This is a genomic window from Amycolatopsis thermoflava N1165, assembly GCF_000473265.1.
Taxonomy (GTDB): domain Bacteria; phylum Actinomycetota; class Actinomycetes; order Mycobacteriales; family Pseudonocardiaceae; genus Amycolatopsis_E; species Amycolatopsis_E thermoflava.
Genome location: NZ_KI421511.1, coordinates 4045232 through 4056730 on the forward strand (window position 1 = coordinate 4045232; position 11499 = coordinate 4056730).

The window sequence follows — 11499 nt, forward strand, 5'->3', positions numbered from 1 at the left end:
GGTGCTTCCCTAGAGCGCGTCCGTGCCGCGCTCGCCGGTACGGACGCGAACGACGGTCTCGACCGGGGTGACCCAGACCTTGCCGTCGCCGATCTTGCCGGTGTGGGCGGCGTTGACGATGGCCTCGATGACCTTCTCGACGTTGGCGTCGTCGGTGAGCACCTCGACCCGCAGCTTGGCCACGAAGTCGACGGCGTACTCGGCGCCGCGGTAGACCTCGGTGTGGCCCTTCTGCCTGCCGTAGCCCTGCACCTCGCTGACGGTCATGCCGAGCGTGCCCAGCTGCTCCAGCGCGGCGCGGATGTCGTCCAGCGTGAACGGCTTGACGATGGCGGTGATCAGCTTCATGCCTTGCTTCCTTCCAGGGCCGCCCCGTCCTTGGTCGGCAGCGGAGCGGGGGACGATCCACTGTGGCCGCCGATGCTGCCGCCCACGAAGTCGTACGCGCTCTCCGCGTGCTGCGCCTCGTCGATGCCGCTGACCTCGTCCTCCTTGCTGACCCGGAAACCGCCGGCGACCTTGATGATCCCGCCGATGATGAAGGTCAGGACGAACGAGTACACCAGCACGGCGCCGGCCGCGGCGGCCTGCTTGCCCAGCTGCGTGAACCCGCCGCCGTAGAAGAGGCCGTCGGCGCCGAGCGAGTTGACGCTGGTGGTGCCGAAGAAACCGATCAGCAGCGTGCCGACGAGACCACCGACGAGGTGCACGCCGACCACGTCGAGCGAGTCGTCGAAGCCCAGCTTGTACTTGAGGCTGACGGCCAGCGCGCAGACGGCGCCGGCGATGACACCGATCGCGATCGAGCCGAGCGGCGTGACGAAACCGGCGGCCGGGGTGATGGCGACCAGACCGGCGATCGCGCCGGACGCGGCGCCGAGCGTGGTCGGCTTGCCGAACCGCAGCTGCTCCACGATCAGCCAGCCGAGGACGGCGGCCGCGGTGGCGACGGTCGTGTTGGTGAAGGCGACACCGGCGAGATCACCGGCGCTCAGCGCGGAACCGGCGTTGAAGCCGTACCAGCCGAACCACAGCAGGCCCGCGCCGAGCAGGACGAACGGCACGTTGTGCGGTCGGCCGGTCTCGCGCGGCCAGCCGCGGCGCTTGCCGAGAACCAGCGCCAGCGCGAGACCCGCCGCACCGGCGTTGATGTGGACCGCGGTGCCACCGGCGAAGTCCAGTGCCTTGAGCTTGTTGGCGATCCAGCCGCCGGCTGCGTCCGGGCTCATGAAGCCGTCGAACGCGAACACCCAGTGCGCCACCGGGAAGTACACGATCGTCACCCACACCACGACGAACAGCGCCCAGCCCCAGAACTTGGCGCGGTCGGCGATGGCGCCGGAGATCAGCGCCGGGGTGATGATGGCGAACATCAGCTGGAACATGGCGAACACGAGCATCGGGATGCCGTCGCCGCCCGGCCACGGGATCTCCGGCGTCGTGTCGGTCGCCGCGGTGGCGAAACCGACCAGCTGACCCCAGGTGTCCGCCATGCCCGCGTGGCTGAAGTTGCCCAGCAGCCCGCTGAACGCGTCGTCGCCGAACGACATCGTGAACCCGTAGAGGGTCCACAGCACGGCGACGATCGCCAGGCAGATGAAGTTCATCATGAGCATGTTCAGGACGCTCTTCACGCGGACCATGCCGCCGTAGAAGAACGCCAACCCTGGTGTCATGAGCATGACCAGCGCGGCGCTGGCCAACACCCATGCGGTGTCTCCTGCGTTCAGCACATCGTCCTCCCGTACACGAGATATTGACGGGGAGTTTTCGATTCCCGTGTTTCACGACGGCACTTCGCACGTTTCCCGCGGGTGAACTGTGCCGCCGCTCTTGTTACGAGCACGTTTCGCGCCACCGGGGCTGATATGTCCGGTCACGAAACGTCGGCGTCGAATACCAGCGGTCACCGGTGACGGTGGGTGAGCCCGCCGGTGTGATGAGATGTGGGCATGACCAGGCCCGCCACGCTGCCCGGCGCCGTCGTCGCGGCGTTGCGGTGCCCACTGTGCGCGTCCGCCTTCGCCCTCGACGGGCGGTCGCTGCGGTGCCCGTCGCGGCACTCGTTCGACCTGGCGAAACAGGGCTACGTGAACCTGTTGCACGCCGGCATCCCCGCGGGCACGGCCGACACCGCGGAGATGGTCGCCGCGCGGGTGGCGTTCCTGGGCGCGGGACACTACGGCGGGTTGCGGGATCTGTTGGCGCAGGTCGCCGCGGGCACCGGCGGTGACGGCCTGGTGGTCGACGCGGGCGCCGGGACGGGTTACTACCTCGCCGGCGTGCTCGACCGGCTGCCGGACGCGGCCGGGCTCGCGCTGGACGTTTCGGCGGTCGCCCTGCGCCGCGCCGCGAAGGCGCACGCCCGTCTGGGCGCGGCGGTGTGGAACCTGTGGGAGCCGTGGCCGGTCGCGGCGGAGACGGCCGCGGTGGTGCTGAACGTGTTCGCGCCGCGCAACGCCGCCGAGTTCCGGCGGGTGCTGCGGCCCGGCGGGACTTTGCTCGTCGTGTCGCCCGAACGGGGGCACCTGGCCGAACTCGCGGCGGTGGCGCCGGTTCTCGACGTGGATCCGCGGAAGGAAGAACGTCTCGACGCCGCGTTGTCGGAGCATTTCGAACTGGTGTCGCGCCGGTCGCTGCGGGACCGGGTGACGCTGGAACCGGAGGACGTCCGCAACGCCGTGCGGATGGGGCCCACCGGGCACCACCCGGAGCGCCTCGCCGCGCTCGACGGTGTGGCCGGGCCGGCCGCGGTGACGCTCGCGTTTTCGTTGTCGGAGTACCGGAGGACCGCATGACAGCCGTGCCGGCGACCGCGATCACCGACCGGGACTGGCTGTCCGCGCAGCTGCGCCTGGCCGCCGGGCTGTACGGCGAGGCCGGGCCGGTCGTGCTGGGGACGATCTGGTGGTACTCGGTGTCGGCGGTGCTGGTGACGCCCGCGCTGGACCCGCTGGTGGCGACCGGGCGCGCGATGGACCCGGCGCTGGAGGCGGTGACGCTGGACGTGGTGCCCGACGGCCGGGTGCTGGACGCCCGCTCGTCGCGCCCGCTGGGGTCCGATGTGGACGAAATCGGCAAGGCGCTGGCCGGGTCGCTGGACGCCGGGATCGCCGCTGTGGCCGAGGTCAGCGGCGCCGGAAGCCGCGCGTTGTGCGCGATCGCGACGGACTCGATCGCGAACGTCCTGCTGTGGGCGGGGAAGGCGGCTGGGGACGTCGCACGCGGGGTGTCGCTGGCCTACGCGGTGGTCGCCGCGGTGGGCGACCACCTCCCCCGGCCCCGCTTCGTGGAGGTCGGCGGCACCCCGGTGGTGCGGCGGGCGTCGTGCTGCCTGATCTACCGGACCGGCAGCGCGCCCAAGTGCGTCAGCTGTCCGCGCCAGACGCCTTCGGAACGCGCCCAGCGGTTGCGGATGACGTTCGGCTGAGGAATCAGAGCGGGCCGCCGATCGGAAACGTGACCGCGAACGTCGGCGTGTAGGTGGTCGCCGTCTGCAACAGGACGCCGAACGCACGAAGACCCGGATCCTCGACGCCGCCGTGGCCGAGTTCTCCGCACGGTTTCGCCGGCGCGCGAGTCTCGGCGATCACCGGCGGGCCGGGGTGAACCAGCAGCTCATCGCCTACTACTACGACAGCAAGGAAGGGCTGTACCGGCGGCGAACGCGCTGGCGGTGTAACCGCAGCTCGCCCCGGCTCTGTTCGGGCGCGAGGGGTCCGCGGTGGCGGACCACTACGCGGAGCAACTCGCACGGCTCTTCGGGAAGAAGGGTTGAGTCGCCGGCCGCGGCAGCCGCCGCAGCGGTGGCGGCTCACGTTCGGCTGAGGAAGTCGTCCAGCAGCTTGTTGACGGTGTCCGGCACCTCGGCGGCGACGAGGTGGGCCGCGTCCTCGATGACGACCAGTTCGGCGCCCGGGATGGCGGCGGCCATCTCCTCCACCTCACCGGGCGGGAAGGTCGCGTCCTCCCGGCCGCCGATGACCAGCACGGGCGTGCTGATCGACGCGAGCAGCCCACGCTGGTCCGGCCGCCGGGACACGACGCTCGTCACCGCGTGCCTCACGGACCGCGGGTCGTTGCGGCGGGCCAGGTCCAGGACGCGGGCCACGACCTCCGGCCGGGTGCGCAGCGAGGTCGGCCCGAGGAACGCCTTGACCACCGACCGGGTGAGCGGCGGGCGGATGCCGCGCAGGACCCGCACCGCCGCCACGAGCACCGCGTACTCGGCCTTCTGACGGGCCGGGGCCGCGGAGGCGGTGCCGTTCATCAGAGTGCTGGTGAGCACCCGGTCCGGGTGGCGCGCGGCGAAGGTGGCCCCCACCATCGCGCCCCACGAGTTGCCGACGAAGTGCGTCCGCTCGAACCCGAGCGCGTCGAGGATCGCGAGGACCGCGGTGGCGCACTCGTCGAGCGTGAAGGTCCGGGTGAGCGGGCTGCTCGCCCCGTGCCCCGGTGGGTCGAGCGCGACGGTCGTGTAGCGGGGTGCCAGGTGGTCGGCCTGCGCCTGCCAGAGCGTGTGGTCCATCAGGAGGCTGGGCCACATCAGGACCGGCTCGCCGGAGCCGCGCACGCGGACCCGGAGCGTGCCCAGGTCCGTCGCGATGTCGCGATCCTCGTTGATCATGGTGCGCAGAGTACGCGGTGCTGGGCCCACCAACGTGGGACCCGCAGGCGTCAGGGGTGGGCGGCGTGGCGGGCGGCGAGGTAGCCGAACGTCAGGCCGGCGCCGACCTGGCAACCGGCGCCCGGGTATTCCGAGGCCATGATCGAGTTGGCGTCGTTGCCGCAGGCGTACAGCCCGCCGACCGGCTCACCGGACTCGCGGAGCACCTGGGCATCGACGTCCGTGCGCAGGCCCAGTGCGGTCGCCAGTGGGGTCGGCACCACGGCGATCGCGTAGAACGGGGCCTTCTCGATCGGGCCGACGTTGACGTTCGGGGTGTGGGCGGGGTCGCCGTACTGGTGGCCGAACGTGCTCTCGCCCTTGCCGAACTCCTCGTCGACGCCCGTGCGGGCGAAGCGGTTGAACCCGGCCACCGTGGCCTCCAGTCCGGCCGGGTCCACCCCGATCGACGCGGCCAGCTCCCGCACCGTCGAACCGGTGTGCAGGTAGCCCGATGCGAGGTGCCGCTTCAGCAGCACCCGCGGCAGGTGCGGGTAGACCATCCCGAGCCCGTAGGCCGCGAGCGTCCGCGAGTCGACCACCAGCCACGCCGGGATCGTCGGCACGGACTTGTGCGAGTCGTACATCGCGCGTGTGAACCGGTGGTAGGACACGGATTCGTCGACGAACCGCCGCCCGGCCGCGTTGACCGCGATGATGCCGGGCTTGGCGCGGTCCCAGATGTGCGGGAACACCGCGGTCGACCCGTCCCGGCGGCGGCCGATCGAGCTCGGGAACCACAGCGCGTTGTCGTCGCGCGGTTCGCCAAGCGCGGCGCCCACCGCGGTGGCCAGCGAGATGCTGTCGCCGGTCGAGCCCTCGCCCGCCCGCGTGAACTGCGCTGTCGGCTGCGGCAGGTACCGCGCACGCAGCTCCGGGCTCGACGAGAACCCGCCCGCCGCCAGCACAACACCGCGCCGCGCCTCGACCCGCACCGTCCGGCCGCGCCGGGACACCACCGCCCCGGTCACGCGGCCCGACGAATCCGTCACCAGCTCGCTCGTGCGCGCGGTGAACCACACGTCACCGGAGCGCCGCAGCAACTGGTGGTACAGGTTCGCCACCAGCGCGTTGCCCATCGCCAGCCGCGTGCCGCGCGGGTACCGCAGCCGGTCGAACGCCCACCGCACGCCGAGCCGCAGCGCGACCGCCATCCCGCGCACCGAGCCGTCGAAGATCGTCAGCAGCTGGTTCACCTCGGGCCGCCGCACCATCAGCGTCCCGCCGAACAACGCGAACTCCGGCACCGGGCGCCGCACCCGCCCGAACCGCGCCCTGCCGAGCTTGCGGCCGTCGAACGTCCGCGGCTCCAGCGCCCGCCCGACCCCGGAACCGGGGATCTCCGGGTGGTAGTCGACGACGGTCTTCGAGTGCCAGAACCCGACGCCGATCCGCTCGAGATAGTCGAGCATCGCCGGCCCCTGCGCCAAATACGTCTCCCGCAGCTCGCGCGGCGCGCGATCGCCCACCAGCGCGTCGAGGTAGCCGCTGGCGGCGGCCCGGTCAGCGGCCGGATCGGACTGGTACCGGTGCCCGGGGATCCAGCAGGTGCCCGCCGAGTACGCCGTGGTGCCGCCCAACCACTCGGTCTTCTCCAGCGCCAGCACCGACAGCCCCTCCGCGGCGCCGACGACCGCCGCGCCAAGGCCGGCCGCGCCGGTGCCGAGGACCAGCAGGTCGACCGAGTGGTCCCAGTCGTCACTCATCGGTTGTCCTTCCCACGAGCACGTCCAGGTGCCCTCGCATGCGGTCGAGATCGGGAGTGGCGCCGGTGAGCACCTCGAGCGTCCGGGCGGCCTGCGCGACGAGCATCGCGCCGCCGTCGAGCACCCGGCAGCCCCTCGCGCGCGCCGCGGCCAGCAGCTCGGTCTCCAACGGCCGGTACACGACGTCGGCCACCCAGTGCCGCGGTTCCAACAGACGGGGATCGAACGGCACCCCGGGATGCCCGGTCATGCCGATCGGCGACGCGTTCACGACACCGTCGGCGTCCGCCAGAACCACCGACGCCGCAGCGGAAACACCGAGCCGGGCCACCAGCGCCTCCCGGCGAGCCGCGTCGGGATCGACCACCGTCACCGCCGCGCCCGCGTTCGCCAGCGCGTAGGCCACGGCCGAGCCCGCTCCCCCGGCACCCACCACGACGACCCGGCCCAGTTCGGCATCCGGGAGCCCGTGCCGGAGCCCGGCGAGGAATCCACTGTGGTCGGTGTTGTGCCCGGTCAGCCGACCGCCGTCGATGGTCACCGTGTTGACCGCGCCCAGCGCACGGGCGTCCGGGGACAGGTCGTCGAGCTGCGGGATCACCGCCTGCTTGACCGGGTGCGTCACGTTGAAGCCGGTCAGGCCCACCGCGTCGCGCAACGTCCAGCCCGGCGGGAGGTCGTCGAGGTCGAGCAGGCCGTAGGTGTAGTCGAGGCCGAGCGCGGCGGCCTCGCGTTCGTGCAGCGCGGGCGAGAGCGACCCGCCGATGTCCGCGCCGACCAACGCCACCCGGTGCCGGACGAGCACTTCAGACATGGGCGCTCACCAGGGCCCGCACCGCCGAGAGGTTCCGCTTCGCGAACTCCAGCGGGGTCAGCTCGGTCACCCGCGGCACCTCGACGCTCAACGGCGTCCCCTCCGGTGCCGCGGCGATGAGCGCGGCCAGCGGGAACTCCCCTTCGCCGGGCACCTGCCGCTGCACACGGGCCTCGACCTGGAGCACCGACCCGTCGGCCGTCATCCCGAGTGGCAGCTCGGCAGGCAGGTCCAGCCGTTCCGGCGCGGCCAGCGGGCCGTCGCACAGTTGCAGCACCGGCACGAGATCCGGGTCCAGCGCCCGCACGTCGTCGATCGTGCTGCCGCCGCGCTGGATGTGCAGCGGGTCGAGCAGCAGGGCCGCGCCGGCCGAAGAAGCGATCGCGGCGGCGTCGGCGACCGTGCTCACCGGCTGGTAGCTGATCGGTTCGAGCGTGGGCCGGATGCCCAGCTCCAACGCGTCCTCGGTCAGGGCCGCCAGCGTGTCGGTGAGCCGGCCGCGGTCGGGATCGCTGCCGGTGACGCTGATCGTCGACGCGCCGAGCGCGGCCCCGGCCTCCAGGGTCGCCGCCCAGTCGCCGGGCCGGGTGTCCGGGCCGAGTGCCAGGAACTCGATGTCGCGCACCCGCAGACCGGTGTCGTCAAGCCGGCGCACGGTTTCCCGTGACATCGGCGACCCGGCCGCCATCGGGTACTGCCGCTCCCCCACGGTCGCCGCCCGCACGCGGACGCCGACGAAGTCGAAGCCGGCTTCCGCCGCGGTGGTGACCAGTTCGGGTGGGCTGAGCCGCAGCAGCGTGAGGTGGGCGAGCCCGACGGACGTCATACGGTGATCTCCTCGTTCAGGGACGGAACCCGCTCCGGGCGGCCGGAGCGGGCCGAGGCGTACAGCGCGGTGAGGATCGCGAGGGACTTGGCGGCCTCGCGTCCGGTGACGGCGGGGTCGCGCCCGTCCCGCACCGCGTCGGCGAATTCGGCGATCTGCAGCGCGTGGAACGGCGCGAGGCTGCCGTTGATCTCCGCCAGCGGCCGGTCCGCGGACAGGCCGGGCCCGAACGGCGAGGTGACGGCCTCCGCACCGGGCACGGCCCACACGTCGATGCGGGCCTCGCTGCCCTCCGGGTACTCGGCCAGGCCCGCGGTCGCGCCCGTCCGCCCGGTGACCTGCACCCGCGTGCCCAGACCGGGGGTCAATGCGGTCGACGCGGACAGGGTCGCGAGCGCGCCCGAGGCGAACCGCAGCGTCGCGACCGCGGTGTCCTCGACCTCGATGGCCGCGCCGTGCTTGACGGTCGCGTGCGCCGCGCTCACCTCGACCGCCTCGCCGAGGAACCACTGCAGCAGGTCGATGTTGTGCACGGCCTGGGTCATCAGCACGCCACCGCCGTCGGTCGCCCACATGCCCCGCCATGCATCGGCCGTGTAGTACGACGTGTCGCGGTGCAGCAGGACCGAGGCGTGGCCGAGGATCGGCTCACCGAGCGTGCCGTCGTCGATCGCCGCGCGGATGCGCTGAGCCGCGGGCCAGAACCGGCGCTGGAACAACACCCCGAGGGTCACACCGGCCGCCTCGCACGCGGCCACCATGCGAGCGGCCGCGCCGAGGTCGATCGCGATCGGCTTCTCGCACAGCACGTGCACGCCGTGCGCGGCGGCCTGGGTGACCACCGCCTCGTGCGTCGGGTGCGGGGTGCAGACGCTGACCACGTCCAAGCCGAGGTCGAACAGCTCCTCCGGGGTGGCCGCGGCGGCGCCGTACCGGGCGGCGAAGGCAGCGGCGCGCGAGGGGTCGACGTCACTGCACGCCACCAGCTCGACACCCGGCAGGTCGCGGTAGGCCGCGGCGTGGTTGCCGGCGACGTTGCCGCAGCCGACCACGCCGGCCCGCAGCACGGTCATCCACGCACCGCCTCGGCGGCCGGCGTCTCCACTGTGGACTCCCGATCGCCGAGCCGGGCCGTCGGGATCCGGAACGTCTCCGGACCGGTCAGCGCGGCGAGCGCGGAGGCCACCACGAACGCGGCGCACATCCACGCCACGGGCGTCCAGTTCGCCTTGTCGCCCGCGGTGAGCGCGGTGGCCAGCAGCGGGGTGAACCCGGCGGCCAGCAGCCCGACCATCAGGCCGATCGCCATCCCGCTGTAGCGGACGCGGGCCGGGAACTGCTCCGGGAAGTAGGCCGGGTAGACGCCGTTGGGCGCGGCGTAGCAGAAACCGATCAGCAGCACGGCCGAGCCGTAGATCCACGGCACGTTGCCGGTGCCGATGGCGTCGAAGAACACGAACACCATCACGCCGACGCCGATCAGCCCGGTCACGAACACCGGTTTGCGCCCGATCCGGTCGGCGATCAGCCCGTACACCGGCTGTGTCACCACGGCGACCACGTTGGCGACCGAGATGACCGCGAGCATGGTCGGTTTCGCGACGCCCTCGACCTCGGTGGCGTAGGCCAGCGCGAACACGTTGACGATGGTGTTGACCATGGCGAAGCTCGCGCACACGGCGATCCGCAGCACGGTCAGCCAGTGGTCGCGGAACAGCTCGACGATCGGCGCCTTCGCGGTTTCCGCCGACTCCTGCAGCTCGGCGAACACCTCCGGCTCGTGCAGCGAGCGGCGCAGGAAGTAGGCGATCGCGGTGACGGCGATGGACAGCCAGAACGGGATCCGCCAGCCCCACGAGTACAGCTGGTCGTCGGGCAGCGCCGCGACCGGGATGAACACGATGCTGGACACGACGATGCCGAACATGATCCCGCTCATCGTGAAGCTGGTGAAGAACGCGCGACGCCGGTCGGGGGCGTGCTCGACGGTCAGTGAGCTGGCGCCGGGTGACTCGCCGCCAGCGGACAGGCCCTGCAGCAACCGCAGCGCGACCAGCAGGATCGGCGCGGCGATGCCGATCGAGGAGTAGGAGGGCAGGCAGCCGATCAGGAAGGTCGACGCGCCCATCATCAGCAGTGTGGCCATCAGCGCGTTGCGGCGGCCGAGCCGGTCGCCGAAGTGTCCGAAGAGGACAGCGCCGAGCGGGCGGGCGACGTAGGCGACGCCCAGCGTGGCGATCGAGAGCAGGGCACCGGTGGCGCCCGCGTCCGGGAAGAAGACCTTGCCGAACACGAGTGCCGCGGCCGAACCGTAGATGAAGAAGTCGTAGTACTCGAGGGTGCTCCCGAGGAACCCGGAGAGCGCGGCTTTCCGGGGATCGTTGCGGGTACCGCTCGAGTGTGGGGCGCGAGACATGGCGCCTCCTTTCGATCCGGCGTCGTCGACGGTGGGGTTGCCGACGAGGATCGCAGGCGGAACTATGTCGCGTCCAATACTTGGTTTTGCTTACACAATGTGCGCGAGAAGCATAATCAGTGCTCTGGCGTCGGGAGGACCTCCTCGGCGAGATCGAGTACGGCCTTGAGCACGGGCGAGGGGTTGTCGTCCAGCCACGCCAGCGCGTGGTCCATGTACGTGGGCTCGCCGCGCAGGGGCACGAACACCGCCGCCGACGGCATGATCCCGGCGACGCCGGACGACATCAGCGCGACGCCGACGCCGGCCGAGACCAGGGTCAGGATCATGTACGGGTCGGTGATCTCCTGGATCACGCGCGGCCGGAAGCCGGCCTTGACGCACGCCTGCATCGCCAGCTCCTGCAGCGCCGAACCGGTGGCGGCGGGGGTGGTGATGAACCCCTCGTCGGCGAGATCGGCGAGGTCGATCTCGCGTTCCCTGGCGAGCGGGTGGTCGATCGGCAGCGCGGCGCCCAGCGGTTCCCGCCCGATGAGCCGGGTGCGTACCGGGGACGGGTCGATCGGCAGCCCGACGAACGCGATGTCGAGGCCGCCCTGTTCGAGCTGCTCGACCCCGTCGCGGGTCATCACGCGGCCGGTCAGGGACAGCTGGACCTCTGGGTAGCGCTGCCGGACGGCGCGGGTCAGCGGCGGCAGCGTGAGGTGGTTGAGCGCACCGGAGAACCCGATCGACACCGTGCCGTACACCACTCCGGAGGTCGCGCGCGTCGCCTGGCGGCCCAGCTCCAGCTCCTCGAACACGCGGTGCGCGTGCGGCAGGAACGCATGCCCCGCCGGGGTGAGCGTGACACTGCGCGTGCTGCGGTCGAACAGCGTCGTACCCAGCTCTTTTTCCAGCTTGCGAATGGTCTGGCTCAGCGGCGACTGGGCCAGCCGCAGGCGCGCGGCGGCGCGGCCGAAGTGCAGTTCCTCGGCGACGGCGACGAACGCCTCGAGCCACCGGATCTCCATGACGTCCTCCCGAACTCGGGGGCTTGCGCCGGCCCGGGTTCCACTTATAGTCGTCTGG

The 11499-nt window shown here is 72.0% G+C and carries 12 protein-coding genes; 2 read left to right on the forward strand and 10 right to left on the reverse strand.

The window, feature by feature from the left end; all coding sequences use genetic code 11:
* Positions 1-9: 9 nt before the first annotated feature.
* Complete coding sequence (locus tag AMYTH_RS0119945) at positions 10-348, reverse strand: P-II family nitrogen regulator (protein WP_017987570.1); 339 nt, start codon at positions 346-348, stop codon at positions 10-12.
* Positions 345-1733, reverse strand: coding sequence for an ammonium transporter (locus AMYTH_RS0119950; protein ID WP_051362758.1), 1389 nt, complete (start codon positions 1731-1733; stop codon positions 345-347). Before AMYTH_RS0119950 ends, AMYTH_RS0119945 begins: the two co-directional genes overlap by 4 nt.
* A gap of 219 nt (positions 1734-1952) precedes the next feature.
* Here AMYTH_RS0119950 and AMYTH_RS0119955 point away from each other — a divergent pair, with 219 nt between their 5' ends.
* Together AMYTH_RS0119955 and AMYTH_RS0119960 are read left to right on the forward strand one after the other, a co-directional pair.
* The gene (locus AMYTH_RS0119955; protein ID WP_027931799.1) at positions 1953-2798 is read left to right on the forward strand and encodes a putative RNA methyltransferase; all 846 of its coding nucleotides are present in this window, start codon (positions 1953-1955) and stop codon (positions 2796-2798) included.
* Positions 2795-3430 (forward strand): (2Fe-2S)-binding protein, encoded by a 636-nt coding sequence (locus AMYTH_RS0119960; protein WP_027931800.1) that lies wholly within the window; start codon positions 2795-2797, stop codon positions 3428-3430. Before AMYTH_RS0119955 ends, AMYTH_RS0119960 begins: the two co-directional genes overlap by 4 nt.
* 4 nt (positions 3431-3434) lie before the next feature.
* Here AMYTH_RS0119960 and AMYTH_RS48935 read toward each other — a convergent pair whose 3' ends face one another.
* The 8 genes from AMYTH_RS48935 to AMYTH_RS0120000 form a co-directional block, all read right to left on the reverse strand.
* Complete coding sequence (locus AMYTH_RS48935; protein WP_157360632.1) at positions 3435-3593, reverse strand: hypothetical protein; 159 nt, start codon at positions 3591-3593, stop codon at positions 3435-3437.
* A 221-nt stretch (positions 3594-3814) separates the two neighbouring features.
* Positions 3815-4627: an alpha/beta fold hydrolase gene (locus AMYTH_RS0119970; RefSeq protein WP_037322615.1), complete on the reverse strand. Its 813-nt coding sequence runs from the start codon at positions 4625-4627 to the stop codon at positions 3815-3817.
* Positions 4628-4677: 50 nt separating this feature from the next.
* Entirely contained in the window at positions 4678-6372 is a 1695-nt protein-coding gene (locus AMYTH_RS0119975) for an FAD-binding protein (RefSeq protein WP_027931802.1), read from the reverse strand.
* Complete coding sequence (locus tag AMYTH_RS0119980) at positions 6365-7186, reverse strand: shikimate dehydrogenase (protein WP_027931803.1); 822 nt, start codon at positions 7184-7186, stop codon at positions 6365-6367. The genes AMYTH_RS0119975 and AMYTH_RS0119980 overlap by 8 nt, the downstream gene beginning before the upstream one ends.
* Positions 7179-8012, reverse strand: coding sequence for a sugar phosphate isomerase/epimerase family protein (locus tag AMYTH_RS45330; protein WP_037322616.1), 834 nt, complete (start codon positions 8010-8012; stop codon positions 7179-7181). Before AMYTH_RS45330 ends, AMYTH_RS0119980 begins: the two co-directional genes overlap by 8 nt.
* Complete coding sequence (locus tag AMYTH_RS0119990) at positions 8009-9085, reverse strand: Gfo/Idh/MocA family protein (RefSeq protein WP_027931804.1); 1077 nt, start codon at positions 9083-9085, stop codon at positions 8009-8011. The genes AMYTH_RS45330 and AMYTH_RS0119990 overlap by 4 nt, the downstream gene beginning before the upstream one ends.
* The gene (locus AMYTH_RS0119995; RefSeq protein ID WP_027931805.1) at positions 9082-10428 is read right to left on the reverse strand and encodes an MFS transporter; all 1347 of its coding nucleotides are present in this window, start codon (positions 10426-10428) and stop codon (positions 9082-9084) included. Before AMYTH_RS0119995 ends, AMYTH_RS0119990 begins: the two co-directional genes overlap by 4 nt.
* A 116-nt stretch (positions 10429-10544) precedes the next feature.
* Positions 10545-11441 carry a LysR family transcriptional regulator gene (locus AMYTH_RS0120000; protein WP_027931806.1) on the reverse strand — a complete coding sequence of 299 codons (897 nt, stop codon included), beginning with the start codon at positions 11439-11441 and terminating at the stop codon, positions 10545-10547.
* Positions 11442-11499 lie beyond the last annotated feature (58 nt).

Bases quoted from the DNA above. Each gene is read 5' to 3' on its own strand.
- AMYTH_RS0119945 (WP_017987570.1), bottom strand. From the start codon at position 348: ATGAAGCTGATCACCGCCATCGTCAAGCCGTTCACGCTGGACGACATC.
- AMYTH_RS0119955 (WP_027931799.1), top strand. From the start codon at position 1,953: ATGACCAGGCCCGCCACGCTGCCCGGCGCCGTCGTCGCGGCGTTGCGG.
- AMYTH_RS0119960 (WP_027931800.1), top strand. From the start codon at position 2,795: ATGACAGCCGTGCCGGCGACCGCGATCACCGACCGGGACTGGCTGTCC.
- AMYTH_RS0119970 (WP_037322615.1), bottom strand. From the start codon at position 4,627: ATGATCAACGAGGATCGCGACATCGCGACGGACCTGGGCACGCTCCGG.
- AMYTH_RS0119975 (WP_027931802.1), bottom strand. From the start codon at position 6,372: ATGAGTGACGACTGGGACCACTCGGTCGACCTGCTGGTCCTCGGCACC.
- AMYTH_RS0119980 (WP_027931803.1), bottom strand. From the start codon at position 7,186: ATGTCTGAAGTGCTCGTCCGGCACCGGGTGGCGTTGGTCGGCGCGGAC.
- AMYTH_RS45330 (WP_037322616.1), bottom strand. From the start codon at position 8,012: ATGACGTCCGTCGGGCTCGCCCACCTCACGCTGCTGCGGCTCAGCCCA.
- AMYTH_RS0119990 (WP_027931804.1), bottom strand. From the start codon at position 9,085: ATGACCGTGCTGCGGGCCGGCGTGGTCGGCTGCGGCAACGTCGCCGGC.
- AMYTH_RS0119995 (WP_027931805.1), bottom strand. From the start codon at position 10,428: ATGTCTCGCGCCCCACACTCGAGCGGTACCCGCAACGATCCCCGGAAA.
- AMYTH_RS0120000 (WP_027931806.1), bottom strand. From the start codon at position 11,441: ATGGAGATCCGGTGGCTCGAGGCGTTCGTCGCCGTCGCCGAGGAACTG.